This window comes from Dysgonomonas sp. ZJ279 (genome assembly GCF_011039205.1).
In the GTDB taxonomy this organism is placed as follows: Bacteria; Bacteroidota; Bacteroidia; order Bacteroidales; family Dysgonomonadaceae; genus Dysgonomonas.
Genome location: NZ_JAAKEL010000001.1, coordinates 246,848 through 267,733, shown reverse-complemented (window position 1 = coordinate 267,733; position 20,886 = coordinate 246,848). Strand labels below are relative to the sequence as shown.

The 20,886-nt window shown below is 38.0% G+C and carries 20 protein-coding genes; 3 read left to right on the top strand and 17 right to left on the bottom strand.

Annotated elements, in window-relative coordinates; genetic code table 11:
* Position 1: 1 nt before the first annotated feature.
* Both G7Y57_RS01200 and G7Y57_RS01195 read left to right on the top strand, forming a co-directional pair.
* Positions 2-292 carry an HU family DNA-binding protein gene (locus G7Y57_RS01200; protein WP_165020343.1) on the top strand — a complete coding sequence of 97 codons (291 nt, stop codon included), beginning with the start codon at positions 2-4 and terminating at the stop codon, positions 290-292.
* Positions 285-1,517, top strand: coding sequence for an HU family DNA-binding protein (locus G7Y57_RS01195; protein ID WP_165020342.1), 1,233 nt, complete (start codon positions 285-287; stop codon positions 1,515-1,517). Before G7Y57_RS01200 ends, G7Y57_RS01195 begins: the two co-directional genes overlap by 8 nt.
* Positions 1,518-1,531: 14 nt before the next feature.
* Here the strand turns inward: G7Y57_RS01195 and G7Y57_RS01190 are convergent, their stop codons facing one another.
* The 16 genes from G7Y57_RS01190 to trpB form a co-directional block, all read right to left on the bottom strand.
* The gene (locus G7Y57_RS01190) at positions 1,532-2,338 is read right to left on the bottom strand and encodes a phosphorylcholine transferase LicD (protein WP_165020341.1); all 807 of its coding nucleotides are present in this window, start codon (positions 2,336-2,338) and stop codon (positions 1,532-1,534) included.
* Positions 2,338-3,339, bottom strand: coding sequence for a glycosyltransferase family 2 protein (locus G7Y57_RS01185; RefSeq protein WP_165020340.1), 1,002 nt, complete (start codon positions 3,337-3,339; stop codon positions 2,338-2,340). The genes G7Y57_RS01190 and G7Y57_RS01185 overlap by 1 nt, the downstream gene beginning before the upstream one ends.
* 9 nt (positions 3,340-3,348) lie before the next feature.
* Entirely contained in the window at positions 3,349-4,224 is an 876-nt protein-coding gene (locus G7Y57_RS01180; RefSeq protein WP_165020339.1) for an alpha-1,2-fucosyltransferase, read from the bottom strand.
* 15 nt (positions 4,225-4,239) lie between these two features.
* On the bottom strand, positions 4,240-5,679 hold the full coding sequence (locus G7Y57_RS01175) for a lipopolysaccharide biosynthesis protein (RefSeq protein ID WP_165020338.1): 1,440 nt from the start codon (positions 5,677-5,679) through the stop codon (positions 4,240-4,242).
* Positions 5,680-5,770: 91 nt separating this feature from the next.
* Positions 5,771-6,544, bottom strand: a complete 774-nt coding sequence (gene trpA, locus G7Y57_RS01170) for a tryptophan synthase subunit alpha (RefSeq protein WP_165020337.1) — start codon at positions 6,542-6,544, stop codon at positions 5,771-5,773.
* Positions 6,537-7,163 carry a phosphoribosylanthranilate isomerase gene (locus G7Y57_RS01165; RefSeq protein ID WP_165020336.1) on the bottom strand — a complete coding sequence of 209 codons (627 nt, stop codon included), beginning with the start codon at positions 7,161-7,163 and terminating at the stop codon, positions 6,537-6,539. Before G7Y57_RS01165 ends, trpA begins: the two co-directional genes overlap by 8 nt.
* A complete protein-coding gene (gene trpC / locus G7Y57_RS01160; protein WP_165020335.1) occupies positions 7,160-7,942 on the bottom strand; it encodes an indole-3-glycerol phosphate synthase TrpC in 783 nt (260 codons plus the stop codon). Before trpC ends, G7Y57_RS01165 begins: the two co-directional genes overlap by 4 nt.
* Positions 7,943-7,956: 14 nt before the next feature.
* Positions 7,957-9,162, bottom strand: coding sequence for an MFS transporter (locus G7Y57_RS01155; RefSeq protein ID WP_165020334.1), 1,206 nt, complete (start codon positions 9,160-9,162; stop codon positions 7,957-7,959).
* 62 nt (positions 9,163-9,224) lie between these two features.
* Entirely contained in the window at positions 9,225-9,797 is a 573-nt protein-coding gene (locus tag G7Y57_RS01150; protein WP_165020333.1) for an NAD(P)H-dependent oxidoreductase, read from the bottom strand.
* A 21-nt stretch (positions 9,798-9,818) separates the two neighbouring features.
* Positions 9,819-10,145, bottom strand: a complete 327-nt coding sequence (locus G7Y57_RS01145; RefSeq protein ID WP_165020332.1) for a chorismate mutase — start codon at positions 10,143-10,145, stop codon at positions 9,819-9,821.
* 19 nt (positions 10,146-10,164) lie between these two features.
* On the bottom strand, positions 10,165-10,479 hold the full coding sequence (locus tag G7Y57_RS01140; protein WP_221412101.1) for a cupin domain-containing protein: 315 nt from the start codon (positions 10,477-10,479) through the stop codon (positions 10,165-10,167).
* A gap of 5 nt (positions 10,480-10,484) precedes the next feature.
* Positions 10,485-11,483, bottom strand: coding sequence for an anthranilate phosphoribosyltransferase (gene trpD / locus G7Y57_RS01135; RefSeq protein WP_165020331.1), 999 nt, complete (start codon positions 11,481-11,483; stop codon positions 10,485-10,487).
* Positions 11,484-11,576: 93 nt separating this feature from the next.
* Positions 11,577-12,935, bottom strand: coding sequence for a TrpB-like pyridoxal phosphate-dependent enzyme (locus G7Y57_RS01130; RefSeq protein ID WP_165020330.1), 1,359 nt, complete (start codon positions 12,933-12,935; stop codon positions 11,577-11,579).
* Positions 12,936-12,944: 9 nt separating this feature from the next.
* Positions 12,945-13,520 (bottom strand): anthranilate synthase component II, encoded by a 576-nt coding sequence (locus tag G7Y57_RS01125; protein ID WP_165020329.1) that lies wholly within the window; start codon positions 13,518-13,520, stop codon positions 12,945-12,947.
* Between the two features lie 4 nt (positions 13,521-13,524).
* Positions 13,525-14,931, bottom strand: coding sequence for an anthranilate synthase component I family protein (locus G7Y57_RS01120; protein ID WP_165020328.1), 1,407 nt, complete (start codon positions 14,929-14,931; stop codon positions 13,525-13,527).
* A gap of 4 nt (positions 14,932-14,935) precedes the next feature.
* Positions 14,936-16,126 carry a tryptophan synthase subunit beta gene (gene trpB / locus G7Y57_RS01115; protein WP_165020327.1) on the bottom strand — a complete coding sequence of 397 codons (1,191 nt, stop codon included), beginning with the start codon at positions 16,124-16,126 and terminating at the stop codon, positions 14,936-14,938.
* Between the two features lie 357 nt (positions 16,127-16,483).
* Between trpB and G7Y57_RS01110 the strand changes: the two genes are divergently transcribed.
* Complete coding sequence (locus G7Y57_RS01110) at positions 16,484-17,476, top strand: metallophosphoesterase family protein (protein WP_165020326.1); 993 nt, start codon at positions 16,484-16,486, stop codon at positions 17,474-17,476.
* 281 nt (positions 17,477-17,757) lie between these two features.
* Here G7Y57_RS01110 and G7Y57_RS01105 read toward each other — a convergent pair whose 3' ends face one another.
* Positions 17,758-20,871 carry a glycosyl hydrolase gene (locus G7Y57_RS01105; RefSeq protein WP_165020325.1) on the bottom strand — a complete coding sequence of 1,038 codons (3,114 nt, stop codon included), beginning with the start codon at positions 20,869-20,871 and terminating at the stop codon, positions 17,758-17,760.
* Positions 20,872-20,886 lie beyond the last annotated feature (15 nt).

Sequence of the window (20,886 nt, the reverse complement as noted above, 5' to 3'; positions counted from 1 at the left end):
CATGACAAACCAGGAATTAATAGCTGCCTTAGCCAAACGCTTAGGGTGGACACAACGACAAACATCAGATACACTTGATGCTACCGTATCCATTATTAATACGAATCTTGAAGATAGCAATTCTATCAATATTCAAGGTTTTGGTTTGTTTGAAACAAAGAAAAAAGGTGAACGCATCTCTGTAAATCCTGTTTCGAAACAGCGATTTCTCATTCCTCCAAAGATTACATTAGCTTTCCGCCCGGGACAGACTATAAAAGATAACCTTAAAAAAATAGAGGTAAATGAATGAGCGACTTACACTACAGGATTTAATCGACCTTTTAGCTAAAAAGCAGGAGATTACGAAGAAAGATGCAGAATTATTTTTGCGCGAATTAATTGCACTCATCACAGAAAATATAGAAAAAAATGAGCCTGTAAAGATTAAAGATTTTGGCACGTTCAAATTAGTGAAAGTTAACTCTCGCCGAAGTGTAGACGTTAATACGGGCGAAGCCATAGAAATAGCAGCTCATTATAAGTTAAGCTTCGCTCCCGATAAATCTCTTCGCGAAGCTGTCAACCTACCATTCTCTCATTTCGAAAGTATAATTTTAGAAGATGGTGTTTCTTTTGACAATATAGAAGACGAGGCATTCAATGCAGACGGAAATGATGAGTATAACAGTACGGACGAGGTAACAATTTTAGAGGAAGATAGCATAGAAGAAATCGTTAATGAGAATCCTAAGTCTGAAGATAAAATACAAGAGGAGGTAACGGAAGATACTATTATAATCGAAGATCAAAGCCCGGAGATAGATTCTACACAAGATCGTAAATCAGATATATCAGACCCTAAAGAAGATGCTGTAATAATAAAGGAAGAGGAAAAGGAAACTGAACTCCCAATTGTAGAAAATGAGAAAAAAGAAATTACTACATTTTTAGAGGATAGAGATATAGAAGACGAATATCAGTCGTCGAAGCAATCTTCCCGAAAATGGAGATATATCTATCTTGGCTTCTTTATTGCAATTATGCTTGCTTGCTTTACGATAGGAGGCTTATTCTTTAACGAAATATCCAGATTCTTTAGTGATAAAGAACCTATTGATATTGCAATAATAACTGAACAAAAAGATAATCTTAATCCAAGAAAAACAGATACAATAAATATCGTATCAACGGTAAATACCGTAAAAGATTCAATTCCAAATAAGCCAGAAATAACCAAGGATGCAGTTAATGAAGAGGTAATAAAATCTAATACCAAGAGCAAAAGCCTCGGTGAAGAAACAATTCGAGAAGGACAAACCCTCCGCTTGATTGCTCTGAAATACTATGGGAATAAATCTTTTTGGGTATATATCTATCAGGAGAATAAATCAAAGATACGAAATCCGAATAATGTGCCGATCGGTACAAGATTGGTCATTCCATCTTTAGATAAATATAATGTCGATCCGACCAATCCACAAGAGGTAAAGAAAGCTCAGAAAATGGAGGGACAAATAATATCTGAAACTAATTAAAGTCCAAGATCATTTCATAGATATTCCACTTTAAGAAAGTGCGTAAGCCGCTTATCTTTAGGTGGAATATTCATATAATCTCCGTATTGCTTAGTCAGGTATTTATCAACATCCTTAGGAGCTGAAAAAGACTTCCCTTCAAACTCTATTTTGTTTAATGGAAACATATATTGCGCATTGTGGTTGGTCGAGTTACCGATACCATAGCTATGCAAGATATTGTCGGGTTTAGTGACCGAACAGATTGCCCTTGCTACCCACATAGAAACAACCCCAATCGGGTAAAGCAGCAAAGAGATAGAATATTCATAGAAATATTTTGCCGAATGGAAAGGTCGTCCACGCTTTAATCGTCTGAATGCACGACCATAAAAGAAATCTACACTGTTTTTAAGCCATCTGTAACTCCTCTCTTCGGAAAATATATCTATAAAGATACCCTTTTCTTTATAACAAGCCATATCTTCCTCTTCGGAATAGACAATAGAGAACCGATCTCTTACTTTTGAGAATAGCAATCGATAGCTTTTCTCTTTCGGCGTTTGCAGATAGAGGCTGTCAGGCAACTCCCCAGGAAGTATTTTAAGCAGCTTCTTATAGTCTCTGCGCATAAGTTCGATGTCGATATCATCATCCCAAGGGATAAAGCCTCCATGACGCTTAGCACCTAGTAAAGTACCTCCGCTTATCCAATAGGGAATATTGTGTTTATTGCAGATATCTGTTACCGAAACAAGAATATCAAACATTTTCAGTTGCAATATTCTTAGCTCAGAACCTTCGGGATTATATACACTTAGATCTTCTATATCTTGTTTCATTATTTACGGCTTAAAATACAAACCAGCTTTATTAATTTTACTAATACAATCGGGTTGTATGAAGCAAATTTAGGAAAAAGCAGCTTGTTATATTTTTTCTGAGAGATACATAAAACAGCCCACCGACTCCAAATAAATGCTATAAAATCAGATTGTTTGTATTTCCTTTTTATCTTATTCTGGCGAGTCAGTTTGGAAAACCAAGCGGCTATATTATCAAATTGATCTATCGAGACTTCTTGTTTCTTACCTAAAGCATATAATTGAAATGTAATTTTGTGACAATATAGTTCCTCTTCACTTGGCTGAATACCGAGTTCTTTTAATCCATCGATAATGATTTTATCTTTCAGTATGCTTTGTGTATCAGCATTCAAAACGGATACATTCGAATTGTGCCAACGATATAAGAATAGTTCTTTTTTAAGATTCGCTATTTCTCCCAGATTAGCAATCCTACACCACAATTCATAATCCTCGACATGCTTATATCTTTCGTCATACCTATTTTCGATTAAGATATTGCGGCGTATCATCATACTCGGATGTACAAAAGGATCGGAGAATAACAGATTTATCTGTAATAGATTATTACTTGCCAGATTCCTTATCCGACCTGTAACATCATTAAAATTGTTTATAACCAATGCATTTGTTCCACACATAATATGCGAGGGATGCTTATCTAAGAATTCCACCTGCTTTTCCAATCTGTCACAAAAAGAAATATCATCGGCATCCATGCGGGCAATATATTCACCGCCACAATAATCGATACCACGATTAAGCGTTTTGATTAAGCCAATATTTCCGGTATTCTTCAAGTAATAAATCCGATTGTCTTTGTATTTCGATACTATTGCCTCGCTCCTATCAGTTGAGCCATCATTGATAAGTATCAATTCCCAATCGGTAAAGGTCTGGGTAATGATACTTTCAATAGCCTGAGCAATATATAACTCGGCATTGTAGACAGGCATCAAGATTGAAACTTTAGGCATCGTTTTTTATTATATTTTAATCCACCCTTTCGGGTAAAATTCATCCAGTAATTCGTTTTTATTCTCATCAGCATACCACTTATCGGGTGCTATGACTATTTTATCTGAGTTATTGTTGAGCCATGCAGCCCACCAACTAAAAGTGCTGTTTGCTATAATATTGTGCTTGCACAAACTCATCAGTTGGAGGTCAATATAGCTTTTATTACCACTATTTCCTCTAACATAATGAATAGGAGCATCACCAAAGCTAAGATTTTCTTTCACCCAATCAAAATCTTCGGAAAAGATATAAAATACAGGATTAACCACCTTCGTGCGGATAATTTCAATAGCTTTTTCGTAGTAACCTTTATCGCAAGTTACAAAATTATTAACTGCACTTTTATCTGTAACATAGTCTCCGCGACGAATGTGCACCGCAACAGAGTTTGTATTTTTAATTTCCTCTGACAATTCTAAATTCTTGCCATCAAGAGGATATCTGAACGTAAAATCACGTCGAATGTCTTCTTCTGTTTCTTTAAAATACCGCTCGCTTTGAAAATAACCCGACATAAAAATATTACCTCCCAGCGTCTCGAACTTCGGTTCGTACAAGATAGCCCATCGATCGGAAAAGAATCCCAGTTTCTGAAAGAACGGGTAGTGTTTCTGGATAAAGGGGCGGGCTTTTACGAATAGCTTGGTTTTAAGTGATGAAGTTATTTTCTCATCTATATTAAAGATATCAAGGGCATACAATCGGTTAGTAGTTTGAGTCTTCTTTTCAAGAGCGTATAAATCTATAGCCACAGATGTATTCAAACGTTTTGCTAATCCCTTAGCCGCAGCATATTGAAACATCTGATTGCCTAACCCTCCCGATAATATAACTGTAACCATTCGTATAAAATAAAATTAATCCTGCTCTTTTCGCCTTATCAGATTGATACAATCATCCAACACTTTCGACCCCAGAAGTTTTACGATCAATATATATATCCCTGTACCTAAAATTAACTGTACAGCCAATAGCAGGAAATTATTCTCAATTATTCTATTAAAAAAATAGAGTGGGGCAAAAGATATAATTGCAATTGAGATATAGGGAAATATATCCGATAATACATGTTTCAACTTATAGGTTGTAACCCGACCTACAAACACATACCCTATAAAAAAGGCTAAAATATTGACAATACTTACCCCCGTTACCAATCCTAAAACGCCATATCGGATAGATATCAGAATAGAAGTAAGAGATAGAATATTACGTATCAATTCGATAATAAAGAATCGCCCCGACTTCCCCCTATGTTGAAGAAGGGTAGCTATAAGGCTATATAGTGGGAATACCGATCCTCCAACCGCTAATATCTGTAAGATAGGGATGGCATCAATCCATTTTTCGGACAACAGTATCATGACGATAGGCTTTGCCATCACAATCATTATTAGCGCAATAGGGAACGATATAAATGCTGTAATGCGCATTATTTTCCGATAGGCTCTGATCCCTCTCTCATCATCGTTTATATGTGTAAGCAATGGGTATGCTACACTTTTGATGCCATCGCTTATCACCGATTGAGGTATATTGTTCAATTTGACCGACTGACCATATATACCCGCCTGAGATATCGAAAAATATTTCCCTATAATAATAGCATAAATATTACTACAAACCTGATTGAGAATAGCTGTCAGTAAAACCTTTATACTGAAAGAAGACATCCGCTTGATATGCAGAAATGTAAAGCCGCCCTGCGGTCTCCACTTGATAAAAATCCAAAGGAATACACTTCGCAGAAAGCTTTGGATTACCAATTGTGCTGCAAGGCTCCAAACTCCATAACCACTAAATGCCATTACAATAGCAATTATGCCCGATATACAGCCAGCAATAAGCGTGATTCGGGTATTGGTTTTGAAATCCATATTACGTACCAGATTCACGTTTTGAATAATGCTTAACGCATTAAAAACGAAAGAAAGGAATATGAAGCGTGATAGATTAGTCAGTATCGGTTTATCATAATATGCGCTAATGAATGGTGCACAAAAGAAAAGTACAATATATAGAAATATACTAATCGAAATATTGAAGTAAAAAATAGAGCTATATTCTTGATTTAATACCTCTTTCTTGCGAATAAGGGCGGAAGAGAATCCACTCTCTTGAAGCAAGTTTGCTACTGCAGTAAAAATAGCCAATACTGCGATTAATCCGAAATCGTCGGTAGAGAGCAAACGAGCCAATATAAACATGAACACAAGTTGGATAACTTGTTGTCCACCTTTATCTATAAAGCTCCATGTAAGAGCTACTGCTGTTTTTTTCTTGAGAGGTTCAGACATTTATTTTGTACATCTTTGTAAGACAAAGGTATCAAAAAAAAAGCTTGAATATTCACATTCAAGCTCTCTTATATAAATTCTAAGTTATCGATTAACTTTCCAAACTCTTCTTTAATTCGCTCACCGCTTCTTTTATACTAGCCGACTCTTTCAATAAGGTAATAAATTTACTGCCTATAATTGCACCACTGGCGTTAGCTTGCGCTGCGTCAAGAGTCGCCTTGTTCGATATTCCGAAGCCGATAAGACGAGGATTACGCAGATTCATTCCATTGATTTTTCGGAAATAAGCCTGTTTACCCTCGTCGAAGCTTTTTTGCGCACCTGTAGTCGATGCTGACGATACCATATAGATAAATCCATCGGTATGCTCATCTATCAGACGAACACGCTCATCCGAAGTTTCGGGGGTAATAAGCATTACTATCTTGATATCATATTTATCGGCTATCGGTTTATATTCTTCAATATAATCCTTGAAAGGCAGATCGGGAATAATAGCTCCGTCTACACCCACTTCCTTACATTTCTTACAAAAATCCTCAAAGCCATATTGCATAATCGGATTTAAATAGCCCATCAAGATTAATGGTATCGTTACATCTTTACGAATGTCTTTTAACTGGTCGAATAGTATTCTTAGAGTCATACCATTACGGAGAGCTACTGTACCGCTAGCCTGTATTGTCGGACCATCTGCCATCGGGTCGGAGAAAGGTATACCTATCTCGATCAAATCGATGCCGTTAGCCTGCAACTCGCGAATCACATCGCATGTATCATTCAATTGCGGATACCCTGCTGTGAAATAGATGGAAAGTATATCCTTTTGTTTACTTTCAAAAAGTTGTTTTATTCTATTCATATCTTAGTTCTTTTATAAATTTCTCTATTAATGGAATATCCTTTATTCCGGGTTCTGTCTCGAACTTGCTGTTTAAATCTAAAGCGTATAGTTTTGGAAAGGACAATGTTTTTATATTTTCGACATCATTTATCGATATTCCTCCGCTTAAAAAGAAAGGGGTTTCACCATCGTATGCTTTTAAGATAGACCAATCGAATTTCAGACCCGAGCCACCGTGATGTTTTGTTTTTGTATCGAATAAGAAATAGTCGCAAACAGTCTCATATTCTTTCGTTTGCTCAAAATCCTTTTCGTCCGATACATTGAATGCTTTAATCACCTCGGCTTTAGATAAGCTTTTACACTGAGAACAATATTCAGCAGATTCCTGTCCGTGCAATTGAACCTTATTCAGATTGTATTCAGCTATTCGCCCTAAAACGATATCTATATCCTCATTGACAAATATTCCTACCCGCTCGATTGTTTTAGGCAATACATTCAAAACCTGCGGGTCCAGATCATTTATACACCGTGGCGATTTAGGATAGAATATCAATCCCATAAAATCGACCGGCAATTTGCCCAGAGCCTCTATATTCTTGGGATCTTTCATCCCGCAAACTTTTATCTTCATTTCAATTGCTTAATGAAATCGTCTAATGCTTTACCCGGATTATCGGTTTTCATAAAGTTCTCTCCCATCAGGAATCCTCTGTATCCGACCCCTTGCAAATCGATTACTGTTTGAGGTTGAGAAATTCCGCTTTCCGATATTTTCACAAATTCATTGGGTATCTTTTCTACTAAATCGAACGATATTTGTATGTCTGTAACGAAAGTGCTCAGGTTGCGGTTGTTTACGCCTACCACATCCACTTTATCGTTAATATGGTCTAACTCTTTTTCGTTATGTATTTCTAACAAAACATCTAAGCCTAAATCTTTTGCTTTAGCAGCCAATTGTTTTGTTTCGTCAACCGATAATGCGGATGCAATAAGCAATATGGCATTCGCCCCATATATTTTTGCCTGATAAAGCTGATATTCGTCTATCATAAAATCTTTACGCAAAAGGGGAGTTTCAGTTATACTACGAGCTAATTCCAAATCGGCGAGCGTACCACCAAAGAAATCAAGATCGGTAAGTACCGATATAGCACTTGCTCCGTTTTTCGAGTAGAAAGGAATAACTTCTTCGATCCTAGCATTCTCGAAAATCCATCCACGAGATGGTGACCTTCTCTTAAATTCGGATATAATTCCCGTAGAAGAATTTAAAAGGGACTCTTTAAAAGAATACTTATTCGTAGTGTCGATAATCTTCTTTGCTAATTCAGCGATACTGATAACACTCTTTTGCTGCGCTACTTCGATACGTTTATTTGCTATTATCTTATCTAATATATTGTCCATATCTTTTGGGTTAATTATTCATTAATTACTACATTCTCGACGATCTCTGTCTTATCTTTCTTAAACACTCTTATTTGTGACACAAGTATTATAATACATATCCCTAACAAGCTAACCATTGCATACGAGTACCGCAAACTGGTTACATGCGAAATATAGCCTATCAATGGCGGTCCTGCAAGGAATCCAAGAAAGCTGATACTCGATACGATTGTCAGTGCCAGACCTGTCGGTATCCTTGTTTTTTGTCCGGCAATACTATATATTGTAGGTACTATACTCGATGTGCCCAATCCTACAATCATAAAACCGATAGTGGTCACAATAATATGTGGATAGGCAACTGAAATGAGTAGACCAAGAAAAATTAAAAATCCGCTCATTTGTATGATCCGCATTCTGCTCCATCTTCTTATAGCCTTGTCTGCAACAAAACGCCCCGATGCCATCATTATCATAAAAGCTGTAAATCCAATCGGAACAAGCGATTCGGGCACTTTCACCACATCTTTGAAATAGATACCGCTCCAATCGAACATACTGCCTTCGGCTGCCATTCCACAGAAAGCCACTATACCGAGCATAAAGAGGAATTTTTCAGGTTTATTTCTCTTTTTAGCCAATTGATCTTCGGGATTAGCCCTCACTTTTTTCATATCCGGCTGCAAGTATTTATGATTGAAGAACGCAATACAATTAACAAGAATAATAATGAAAATAAAGTGATGAAAGGGGCTGACTTTCAGATTGATCATCAAGAGTCCGATCAACGAGCCTGTGAATCCTGCCAGGCTCCAACCTCCATGAAAGGACGACATGATAGATTTCCCATATAAATTCTCGGTTGTGACACCTTGCGTATTTACCGATATGTTGCAGAAATTACCACATATTCCATAAAACACAAGGCTCAAGATCAATGAGTATTGAGTAGTTGACAAACCGATAGCCAACAAGCTTAGAGAATATAATGGAAAGGCATACTTTAAGATATTTCTACTCCCCAGTTTCGAAACAAGTAGCCCCGATATGGTCATGGCACAAACCTGCCCGATAGGTATCATAAATAAAATTGTTCCCCAAGCGGCATCGTCGAGGCTGAGAAACGATTTAATATCGGGTATGCGACTTGCCCAACTCGAAAAGCATAAGCCCTGGCAAAAATAAAATGCAAAGACTGCTAAACGTATGCGCTTGAGCTGTAATTGTTGGGTTTCCATTAAATTCTATTTCTTGATTTGTTGTTCTTAAAAACAACCTTGTAACTCGTAACTAATTAATATTACTTAGATGCTATTCTTTCTACTTTTTGCAGCCATTTGATTCGCTGTTCTGCTGTCGATGTCTTCATTACAGCCAGATACGTGGTGCGTATATTTTTTATTCCGCAAAAAGCTCCGATATTTTTACGGATGAGTTTGCCACCGATATCTCCTACTATCCATTTGTAATACCAGACAGGAGAGTCCATTGTGCTGATTATTTCGGAAGTTTTACCCACTAATAGCTTTTTAGGGAATGGAGATTTCTCTTGGTACTCGAAAGCAAATCCGGGGAGAAACAATCGATCTATAAATCCTTTCAAAATAGCTGGCATAGAAGCCCACCATGTAGGATAGATCCATACAATATGCTCAGCCCATTGCAACTTTGCCCAAGCTTCTAACATATCGGGCTCCAATTCTGTACGCTTTCTATATCCATAAGCCAGATTGGGATTGAATACCATGTCAGCAAGAGCTATTTCTTGTACTTCGCTACCTTTACTTAAACTCCCTTTTTTATAGCTTTGATGTAAAGCATGACAAAAACTTTCTCTGTCAGGGTGTCCGTTTATAATCAGAACTTTTTTCATTTTATCTTTTCTAAAACTCTATTAATAATATGATTTTTTCATATCACTATATAATGGATTTTGTTTTGCAAGCTCTTCTTCCGTAAAAACTCTAATCATTGTTCTATATACCTTTTCCACAATAGAAGGGTCTAAACTATGCTGTTCTGCTAATGATTTTACTTTATTAATTACCAAGCTCACCCTATCTACTGCAACAACATCGTTCGTTGTCTTTTTAAATTGCGCAGCCTGATCCACATAGCGGCTTCTGTCTGCTATAAGCTTCACCAAAGCGTTGTCTATCTTATCTATATTGAGACGGACTTCATCTAAGGAAGTGCAATGAGTAATATTATTTGATTCCATAAGTTATCCTTTTCTATTCTTAATTACTCTTTACCGAAATACCAATCATCACCGTTTGTATATTTATATTATTCCATACCGAATGAGGGATCATGCCATCTACAAGAAACGACTCATTAGCCCCTACTATTGTTTCTTTATCGCCTAACTTTATTCGAGCCTCTCCACTGATTACAATAAACAGATGAGAATGCTCGTGAGTATGCGATTCAATTGGACCGCCGCCGTCTACATCTAAGTAAGCGATAGAACCATCAATGATTTCGCCACAATTGTCAAATAATTTCTTTGCCAAAAAGTTGATATGATCTTTAGGAACAGTAAAGTCGTTCATTATAATTAGCTATTTAGTTCAATAAATTTCTTAAACAGAATCTTCACCTTGCCGCTATCTATCGACTCGCGAGCCTGTGCAATACATTCTTCAAGAGATAGATTTGAATTTATTGTCTGAATAGCAATCGCCGAATTAGCTATAACTGCATTTTTCTGCGCCTCGGTAGCCGTATTATTTATGACACTGCTAAAGATTACTGCCGCATCTTCCTTCGTTGTGCCACCATCCAGATCTTTGTCTGTACAACGATTAAAGCCAAGGTCTTCGGGTGAATAAATACTCTCGCCAAACTTGTTGATAACCTTAAAGTCATTCGTAAGCGAAATTTCATCATACCCATCCAGACTATGTACTATCGAATAATCCACATCGGTCTGCTGATATGTATAGAAATACATACGAGCCATTTTAAGATTGAATACCCCTAACACTGTCCTTTTGGGTTTGATAGGATTCACTATCGGCCCTAACATATTAAAGAATGTACGCACTCCCAATGCTTTACGCACAGGTGCTACTATTCTTAACGCGTCATTAAATAATGGTGCATGCAGGTAAGCAATATTCAGTTTATCCAACGACTCTTCGAGTTTACTTATATCTTTCGTGAATTTCACACCATGCTGTTCCATTACAGTAGATGCCCCACTAACAGAAGTCGCACCATAGTTACCATGTTTTGCAACTTTATATCCTGCGCCTGCAACAACAAAGCACGAAAGTGTAGAAATATTGAACGTATTTTTGTTGTCGCCTCCCGTTCCTACGATATCGATCGGATTGTAAGGAACTAAAGCGTCTACATTGGTACGCAGATCGAGCAAAGCATCGGCAAAACCGAGAAATTCATCGACATTGATACTACGCATCAGAAATACGCTTATAAAAGCGGCAATTTGCGATTCGTTGTATTCTCCTGCTGCCATCTTGGTCATTACCTCTTTCGCTTCGTCACGGTTGAGATATTGATGCTCAAAAAGTCTATTTAGTATTTGTTTCATATCAGCCACTCCAACCTCCCCATAAGAGAGGCTTTGATTTTACTATTATTATTCATCATTACTATTTTATTGACCTAAGTCCCCCTTGGGGGATTAGGGGGCTAATTTTTCTAACGTATCTGTTGTTTTGGCAATATCTTCGTCAGTCAACTTGAAATTTGTCATTGTGCCGCTCAGGTATTGATCGTAAGCACTCATATCAATCAATCCATGACCCGACAGACAGAATAAGATATTCTTTTGCACTCCTTCTTCTTTAGCCTTCAACGCTTCTCTGATTGCGGCTGCAATAGCATGAGTCGATTCGGGAGCAGGGATAATTCCCTCTGTATTGGCAAACATTTGTCCGGCTTCGAAAGTCTCTAATTGTGGAATATCCTGTACCTCAACCAACCCGTCTTTATGCAGTTGGCTAACAATTGTACCTGCACCGTGATAACGCAATCCGCCTGCATGGATATCCGCCGGTTGGAAGTCGTGACCGAGTGTGTACATTGGCAACAAAGGAGTCAGACCAGTACTATCACCATAATCATATTCGAATTTACCTCTCGACAGTTTAGGACAACTTGCCGGCTCGGCAGCAATTATGCGAATTCCTTTTCCATCAAGGATTTTATGTCGTAAGAATGGGAAACTGATCCCTGAGAAATTTGATCCACCACCGAAACAACCGATTACAATATCTGGATATTCGCCTGCTATCTCCATTTGTTTTTCACTCTCCAAGCCGATAACAGTCTGATGAAGAGAAACGTGATTCAGTACACTACCCAAAGTGTATCGTGTATCATCATCTTTAAGCGCCATTTCTACCGCTTCGGATATCGCAATACCCAAGCTACCCGAATTATTGGGATCTTTAGCAAGAATACTTCTACCCGCTTCGGTTTTGTTACTTGGCGACGGTATTACATTCGCTCCCCACGTTTGCATCATAGAACGGCGATATGGCTTTTGTTCGTAACTAACCTTTACCATATATACATCCAATTCAAGACCGAATACGCTTGCAGCGAAACTTAATGCCGTACCCCATTGTCCGGCTCCTGTCTCGGTAGTCAGACGTTTAATACCTTGTTTTTTATTATAATATGCCTGAGGTAACGCAGAGTTCAATTTATGAGAACCGATAGGACTTACACCTTCGTTCTTGAAATAGATGTGAGCTGGTGTACCCAACGCTTTTTCTAAACCGGTAGCTCTAACAAGTGGAGTTGGTCTCCATATTTTATATAGTTCTCTCACCTCATCCGGAATATCGATCCATCTTTCTTGAGATAGCTCCTGTCCTATTAATTCTTTTGCAAAAATAGGTTCCAAATCAGCCGGATTTATGACCTCTTTTGTTTTAGGATTGAGTGGAGGAAGAGGTTTGGTCTTCATATCTGCCACTATGTTGTACCATTGCTTAGGAATATCGTTTTCGCTTAATAAAATTTTCTTGTTCATGTTTTCTAATTATTTTGATTCGTAGGTTAAAAAATTCTTTACTATAGTTTCTCCCACAGGAGTTAACACCGATTCGGGATGAAATTGCACACCGTGTATATCGTACTGCTTATGCTTTAGAGCCATGATCTGCCCACTACCGTCTACTGCTGTTACTTCAATGCAGTCGGGCAAGTTTTGAGGATCGACAATCCACGAATGGTAACGCCCCACTTCAAATTCATTGTCCAATCCTTCAAACAAATAATCGGGTCGCACTACCTTTATTTGTGTAGCTACCCCATGATATACATCTTCCAGATTGATTAGCTTAGCCCCAAAAGCCTCTCCTATTGCCTGATGACCGAGGCAGACACCTAGAATTGGTTTCTTACCCGCATATTCTTTTATCAGAGGGAGTAATAAGCCTGCTTCGGATGGAATACCGGGACCGGGAGATAGGATGATTTTATCGTATTGCGCTACGTCCGCAAGGCTGATCTTATCGTTACGATACACATCGACATCTGTATAACCAAGTGACTTAACGAGGTGTACCAGATTGTATGTGAATGAGTCGTAATTATCGAATATTAATATTTTCATTTTCTTAATTTTTTAGATTCACGGCTGCATCCACAGCTTTTTTCAATGCTCCGAGTTTATTTTTCACTTCCATTACTTCGGTATCTGGGTTCGATTTGGATACGATACCACCACCTGCCTGATAATGGAGTGTATTATTTTTACTCATAAAGGTACGTATCGTTATTGCCTGATTAAGATCGCCGTTGAATCCGATATAACCGATACAACCACCATAAGCACCCCGCATTTGTTTTTCTATATCGCGAATCAATTGCATTGCTCTCACCTTAGGCGCTCCCGAAAGAGTACCCGCAGGGAAAGTATCGGCATAAACCGATATGCTGTCTTTGTCTTTATCGACAATACCGCTAACACGTGATACCAGATGGATAACATGCGAGTAGAACTGTACATTTTTATAAAAATCGACTTTCACATCGTGGCAATTGCGGCTAAGATCGTTGCGAGCCAGATCGACAAGCATTACATGCTCCGCATTCTCTTTCTCGTCTTCTAATAAGGCTTCCGATAAAATACGATCTTTTTCGTCGTCTCCTGTACGGAAATATGTTCCTGCTATAGGGTCTATGTAAGCCTTTCCTTTTTGAATCCGGCAATGAGTTTCGGGCGATGAACCGAATATGCGGAACGATCCGAAATCGAAGTAGAATAAGTAAGGCGATGGGTTGATAGAACGGAGCGAGCGATATACTTTAAAATCATCGCCTGCAAATCGTTGGGTGAAACATCTCGATAGTACGATCTGGAATACATCTCCACGTTTGCAATGAGCAATACCTTTTTCTATCATCTCTTTATGATCCTCATCGGTAATCATCGATTGCTCGTTACCTATTGCTTCGAAATTGTAAGAAGCGATATTGTTATTCGCCAAGATGCCTTCGAGTTTAGATGATTCTGCCTGTGCTCCTTCTGCGATATTTTCTACAATTGTCAATTCGTTTTTCAAATGATTGATAACCAAAATAAAACGGTAAAGAATATAATAAAATTCAGGGATATCGGAATTATTCAGTTTCTTATTGATAGGATCTACGGCTTCAAAATAGCGGATAGCGTCATACGAAGTATAACCAAAGAAGCCATTGATGTTTGTAGCGTTTTCGCCTTGTACATTAAATTGATGAATAAATTCGTTGAATTTGTCAGTCAATTTTTCATTATCAAGCAATACCTGGTGCTTAATTGTATTATCGGGATAGGTCGTCGTAATTTGATTTTTTTCCACCTTGAACCGAGCGATCGGGTCAATACCGATAAAAGAAAAACTATTCTCACCACCATGATAATCAGAACTTTCCAACAATGCCGACTCGGGGTATATATCCCGTACCTTAAGATAGATACCTACCGGTGTTTGTAGATCGGCAAGTAGCTTTGTCGTTTTTACCTTTATATTATAGTTCATATTTTTAGCTTTTAGCTTCATTATATTTGATATAAGTCTCCATGTCCTTATCGCCACGTCCAGATAGGCATAGAACAACAACATCATCTGCCTTAAATTTCTTTTGCCCTAATACACCTAACGCATGTGCCGATTCGATAGCGGGTATGATGCCCTCAAGTCTTGTCAATTCGAATGCGTATTCCATTGCTTCATCGTCGGTAACAGCAAGCACTTCCGAGCGTCCTGTCTTTGCTAAATGAGCGTGCATAGGTCCTATACCCGGATAGTCGAGTCCGGCAGAAATAGAATACGGTTCTTCTATTTGTCCGTCTTCCGATTGCATAATCAGAGTTTTACTACCATGAATAATTCCTGTTTTTCCTAAATGAATAGTTGCGGCTGATTCTCCTGAATATACACCTTTTCCGGCAGCTTCGGCAAGTATTATTTTCACATCAGGCTCATCGATAAAATGGTAGATTGCTCCGGCTGCATTACTACCTCCGCCAACACATGCTATCATATAATCGGGAGTCTCACGCCCTTCTTTTTCGAGCAATTGTTTACGAATCTCTTCACTGATTACCGATTGCAAACGAGCAACCATATCGGGATAAGGATGAGGTCCTACGGTAGAACCTATAATATAATACGTATCGGATGGATTACAGCACCAGTCTCGAATGGCTTCGTTGGTCGCATCTTTCAGTGTCATGTTTCCACTGGTAACAGGCACAACTGTCGCACCAAGCATTTCCATTTTTTGCACGTTCAGGTTCTGGCGTTCTACATCAGTCTTACCCATGTAGACAATACACTCCATATCCATCAAGGCGCATACAGTAGCAGTGGCGACACCATGCTGTCCGGCCCCTGTTTCGGCAATAATACGAGTCTTACCCATACGGCGGGCAAGCAATATCTGACCGATGGTATTATTTATTTTATGAGCACCTGTATGATTTAAGTCTTCACGTTTAAGATAAATTTTACATCCGTATTTTTCGGAAAGACGTTCTGCCAGATAAAGCGGAGAAGGGCGACCGACATAATCTCTTAATAAGTCGTGAAACTCTTTCTGAAACGAAGGATCATTCAATACTTTCAGATATGTATTCTTCAAATCCTCAACATTATCATAAAGAATTTCAGGGATATAAGCCCCTCCAAATTCTCCATAAAATCCATTGCTATCGACGTTAAATTTTCCCATTATATTTTGTTTTTATTTATTTCTTGTTCATAAAAAAAGCCCATCGTGAGTAACGATAGGCCTTGTATTCTATTTTCATTCAATTTAGTTAATACATAGCGATTCTGCTCACGACTTTTTGAGTTGAGAACGCCACCACCAATATGTATTTAATAATTGAAACTGCATCTTTTCTTTCTTTATGTATTTGCAAAGATATAAAAAAAATGATATTGTCAAATCTTAATTTACTTTTTTTTGCCTTTTTGGAGAACTGTCAGCTAATTAACCCTTTTTGCAACTAAAAAGGCTTTATCATCTTCTCTTTTTTAGTAATTTAGCGGTATTCAAAATCTAATTTTCAAATAAAATTTAATCATGAGACAATTACTATTAGCTTTTTGCTTGCTACTATTTACTTATTCGGTACAAGCACAAGAAAAAACATTGAAATTCAACTCAAGCGGAGATTTTAAAATAATCCAGTTCACAGATGTTCATTACAAACAAGGAAAAGCTGAATCGGCAGTGGCAATAGAACTAATCAACGAAGTATTGGATGCCGAAAAACCAGACCTTGTTATATTCACTGGCGATGTTATATGGGCTAAACCTGTAAAACAAGGCTTAGATGAAGTTTTTGCTCCGGTTATAGAAAGAGGGATACCTTGGGCTTATGTTTTTGGCAATCATGATGATGAATTTAGCATGTCGCGACAAGAATTAATGGATTATGTGGTACAAAAACCATATTGTCTAGCACAAGCAGGAGACGAAAGTCTTGATGGTGTGGGCAACTATATATTAGAAGTGAAAGATAAGAAAAATGAAAAGCTAAAAACTCTTCTTTATTTATTTGATTCGGGAGCATATACCTCAATAAAGAATCTTGGAAGCTACGACTGGATGCGACTGAGCCAGATACAATGGTACACGAATCAAAGTGCTGCTTATACTAAAAACAACAATGGGAAACCTTATCCGGCTCTAGCATTTTTCCATATCCCACTAGCTGAATATCCATTGATGACTACTGCTAAGGATGCGAAGATAATCGGAGAAAAAAGAGAAGATGAATGTAATGGTAAACTAAATTCGGGCATGTTTGCAGCAATGCGTCAGGCAGGTGATGTGATGGGCACATTTGTAGGACATGATCACGATAATGATTACATCGGTGAATACTACAATATATATCTTGCTTATGGTCGTTATTCGGGTGGTAAAACAGTTTATAACAACCTCGGAAAGAACGGTTGTCGTGTTATCGAAATGAAAGAAGGCAAACGAGAGTTTACGACTTATATACGTTTACTTGGTGGAGAAAAGCTATATCCTGTGGAATATCCTAAGACTTTTTCTAAAAAATAATAAACCTAACGTGAGTTCTATATAAGGAAAGGAACAAAAAAATGGAATAAATATTTTGTCATCCCGATACGTAGTGAGGGATCTCGATTATACCTTGTTACAGGATAACAGATCCCTCACTACGTATCGGGATGACAGAATAGACGAAAGATAGATATCAGATAATGACTCATAATTATACGATGCTTATATAGAACTCACGTTAAACTGATCACCAAGCATAGAAAAGCCTTGCAGTATATTGAACGGCAAGGCTTTTTAATTATTTATTATATCCAAAATCAATTCACCTGACCAACCTCTAAATTAAAATCAGTCATCAACCCATAATCCAATTGATTATAATCTTTACCTGCGGGATAAGTAGGAACACCCCTAAATTGCCAAGGTCCTACAATACCTTTTTGAGCTTTATGAAATGGTCCTAACAAATTCTTATTACTACCAACGATCTTTATCTCTACTTTATTTTCACCTTGATTCATAAGCTTAGTTACATCGATATTGTAAGGCTTAGTTATAATCAGTCCTGCCGATCTACCATTAACCAATACTTCGGCAACAGTACCAGTCCATTCGCCTAAGCTTACACGATATGCACCTTCCACCTTCGGAATATCGAATGCTTTACTATATGTAACGATTTGTCCGTAGAAAGGTAAGCCTTGTTCTTTCCAGCTACCAAGATTTAACTGTGATTGTGGTGCTATTATCGCAAAACCTTTGGCTATCGGTTTTACAGCAAACGCACCCGATATATAGATAGGCTCTATTTCAGCCATGATCTTCATTGGTGATAATTCGAGGACTAATTGGTTCTCCCCTTTTTTCACTATGCCTCCTATATTGAACACTCTCATTTGAGGATCGATAGGACTAACACCTTGCTCTGTTTTAATTTCTTTGCCATTCAGCGATATCTTATACAACCACGATCTTTCGATAGTCGCCTGCATAGCAGACATATCGAAGTCTCCATCGATGGCAAATTTATAAATCACTTTAAAGCCTCCCGTTTGGAATATATCCCTCTTTACTATATTATCCTTGTACTGTACAGATGTATTCCATGGATTCCCATCTACAAAGCCATGATATTTAAATACCTTATCCGCTGCATCAAACATATGAATGTCTTTAAATACATCCTTACCAAGATATAAATCACAGAAGTCGACAGCTAGTATATTATCCTTATCAGCTTTCACTTTCACCTCACCTTTGGCAACTACAGGCTCATATTTATTTGCTTTCTTAGGCGAAGGCTCAAACTTATCTTGTTTTTTATCGAAAACATATAGAAGCAGACTGCCAGCAGGAGGAATATTATAATCGACAATAACTTTGTTGCCCTCTATTGTCTCAGTATAATCCAGTATTTCACCTGTTAGTGTATTCAATTCCACAGCATCTTTTCCTACTATCGAGACTTTTCCGTTGACAGCCTCATCCAAGCTGGAATTTACAAGAAACAAAACATTACCGTCTTTCATTTCGCGGCGGTGATGCAATAAATTGCCCCCTTGAACATCTGCAAAAGATATTTTAGGTGATGAGAAATGCTCACTGATAACAGCAGATGTCAAATCCTGGAGATAAGTTATATTTTTACTTTCGGCAAAAAAGTCTGTTACCTCTTTACTCGCTTTACCATTCAGTAATGTCGGTTTAGAGAAAGCTAGGATAGTTCCCCCATTGTCAGAAAATTCTTTCAACAATTTAAATGTTGGCTCATCAAGATTCTCTGTTAAAGGAGGAATCACAACTTTCGAATAATTTCTTTTCCCGATACCAAAACCATTGTTAGTTACCTTCCCTTGATCTTTGATAATGTTTTCCGAACCGAGATCATATTCTACTTGTGCTTTTTCCAGTGTTGTAACAAAGTTCTGGAAGTTAGTTCCAATAGTCATTAATTCGGGACTACTTTTTCGATAAGAATAATAAAGCCATACCGAGGTTGTCGGTTCCAATACAAGAATATCGTTCTTTTGCTGACCTGATGATAATGCCATAGACAAACGAGCATAATGATCGTTCAACGTCTTATAATAAGGCCACCAAGGTGTATGAGCAGAGAATGAGGGTGGATAGTCGTATTTTCGTGCGCCCGATATGGTGAGGTGACTTAAGTGCTGGTTCATAAAATTGACACCTAATACATATTCCCAATCGCCTAATCGCTTAAGATCGGTAAAAGTTTCCTCCCAACCGCCACCGCCATAGGTTTCGCTTAGCGTTCTTTTATTCCCCATTTGATTGGCAACACTAGCCAGTTCTTTTACTGCTCTTATATTTCCAAATTGCGCTTGTGGCGATTCTTCGTTAAATTGATTGAAAAGCATATCGATTGCAGGGGTCTGATGCCATGCGTACATTGCCATATTATCACCGCCATGACCCACATCGGGCCAGCCATGTTCCCAATAATGACCTGTAAATTCCAGATTGTTTTGCTCGCAGTATTCAAAACACGGTTTCGCCCAGCGATCTATAAATAATTGTAGTAATGTTTGCGTATAATTGTGGCGAACTTCTTTCCAGTTACCTGTTTCTTCATATAGAGATGGTAAGTTTACCTTTAGATCATAGCCCCATTCTTTTTGAAACACATCGAACAGATCGGGAGTCCAACGAATACCGCCAGTCGTATTTATATTCGGTTCATCGGTAAACCATCCGGGAACTGTTTTACCGAATTCTTCCCCTATATGCTTCTTGTAGCCATCCATCGTTATCTCTATAAATTTCTGAGTAACTCCCGGATATAATAGGTCGACATACGAGAATCCTCCATACCAAGGAGATTTCCGTTCGTAGGTTTTCGCGAACAGATAATATGTGCCTTTCTTTCCCTGCTCGTCTTTCACTTTAGCAGTTATATCGACCATCTGCCCGTTCTCGTCTTTGAGACACAGATAATATTGAGATACAGTATCGGGTAACACCTCTACTTTAAGCATCTCCAATCCCCCACCCTGATTGTAGCTTTCGGGCATTTCGGCGGGCACATGTCCCCCTGCAAAACCACTCGGATAAGAATTCTCATCATATATCCAAATATTCATGTCCAACTCTTTACCTTTAGCTATTGCATGTTTGTACAGATTGTACCAGTCGTCGGACAGATATTCAGTAACCATACCCGGACGAGGATGGATAAATACACCACCGAAACCTTTAGCTTTCAGATCGGTAAGAGTACTGTCTATAATACCGGTTGTCACTTTCGTATTCCACACATAAAGTGGTGCAGTACGATATTCTTTCGATGGATCGGCAAACTCTTTCTCTAAGCTGCTAAAATCATTGATATCAGAAGGTGTATCATCTATATTTCCTGAATTACAGGAAAAGAATAATAATACAATAATAATGGTTAATGCATTCTTCATAATAGTAGGATGTAT

Coding starts and splice junctions, on each gene's coding strand:
- G7Y57_RS01200 (WP_165020343.1), top strand. CDS start 2: ATGACAAACCAGGAATTAATAGCTGCCTTAGCCAAACGCTTAGGGTGG.
- G7Y57_RS01195 (WP_165020342.1), top strand. CDS start 285: ATGAATGAGCGACTTACACTACAGGATTTAATCGACCTTTTAGCTAAA.
- G7Y57_RS01190 (WP_165020341.1), bottom strand. CDS start 2,338: ATGAAACAAGATATAGAAGATCTAAGTGTATATAATCCCGAAGGTTCT.
- G7Y57_RS01185 (WP_165020340.1), bottom strand. CDS start 3,339: ATGCCTAAAGTTTCAATCTTGATGCCTGTCTACAATGCCGAGTTATAT.
- G7Y57_RS01180 (WP_165020339.1), bottom strand. CDS start 4,224: ATGGTTACAGTTATATTATCGGGAGGGTTAGGCAATCAGATGTTTCAA.
- G7Y57_RS01175 (WP_165020338.1), bottom strand. CDS start 5,679: ATGTCTGAACCTCTCAAGAAAAAAACAGCAGTAGCTCTTACATGGAGC.
- trpA (WP_165020337.1), bottom strand. CDS start 6,544: ATGAATAGAATAAAACAACTTTTTGAAAGTAAACAAAAGGATATACTT.
- G7Y57_RS01165 (WP_165020336.1), bottom strand. CDS start 7,163: ATGAAGATAAAAGTTTGCGGGATGAAAGATCCCAAGAATATAGAGGCT.
- trpC (WP_165020335.1), bottom strand. CDS start 7,942: ATGGACAATATATTAGATAAGATAATAGCAAATAAACGTATCGAAGTA.
- G7Y57_RS01155 (WP_165020334.1), bottom strand. CDS start 9,162: ATGGAAACCCAACAATTACAGCTCAAGCGCATACGTTTAGCAGTCTTT.
- G7Y57_RS01150 (WP_165020333.1), bottom strand. CDS start 9,797: ATGAAAAAAGTTCTGATTATAAACGGACACCCTGACAGAGAAAGTTTT.
- G7Y57_RS01145 (WP_165020332.1), bottom strand. CDS start 10,145: ATGGAATCAAATAATATTACTCATTGCACTTCCTTAGATGAAGTCCGT.
- G7Y57_RS01140 (WP_221412101.1), bottom strand. CDS start 10,479: ATGAACGACTTTACTGTTCCTAAAGATCATATCAACTTTTTGGCAAAG.
- trpD (WP_165020331.1), bottom strand. CDS start 11,483: ATGAAACAAATACTAAATAGACTTTTTGAGCATCAATATCTCAACCGT.
- G7Y57_RS01130 (WP_165020330.1), bottom strand. CDS start 12,935: ATGAACAAGAAAATTTTATTAAGCGAAAACGATATTCCTAAGCAATGG.
- G7Y57_RS01125 (WP_165020329.1), bottom strand. CDS start 13,520: ATGAAAATATTAATATTCGATAATTACGACTCATTCACATACAATCTG.
- G7Y57_RS01120 (WP_165020328.1), bottom strand. CDS start 14,931: ATGAACTATAATATAAAGGTAAAAACGACAAAGCTACTTGCCGATCTA.
- trpB (WP_165020327.1), bottom strand. CDS start 16,126: ATGGGAAAATTTAACGTCGATAGCAATGGATTTTATGGAGAATTTGGA.
- G7Y57_RS01110 (WP_165020326.1), top strand. CDS start 16,484: ATGAGACAATTACTATTAGCTTTTTGCTTGCTACTATTTACTTATTCG.
- G7Y57_RS01105 (WP_165020325.1), bottom strand. CDS start 20,871: ATGAAGAATGCATTAACCATTATTATTGTATTATTATTCTTTTCCTGT.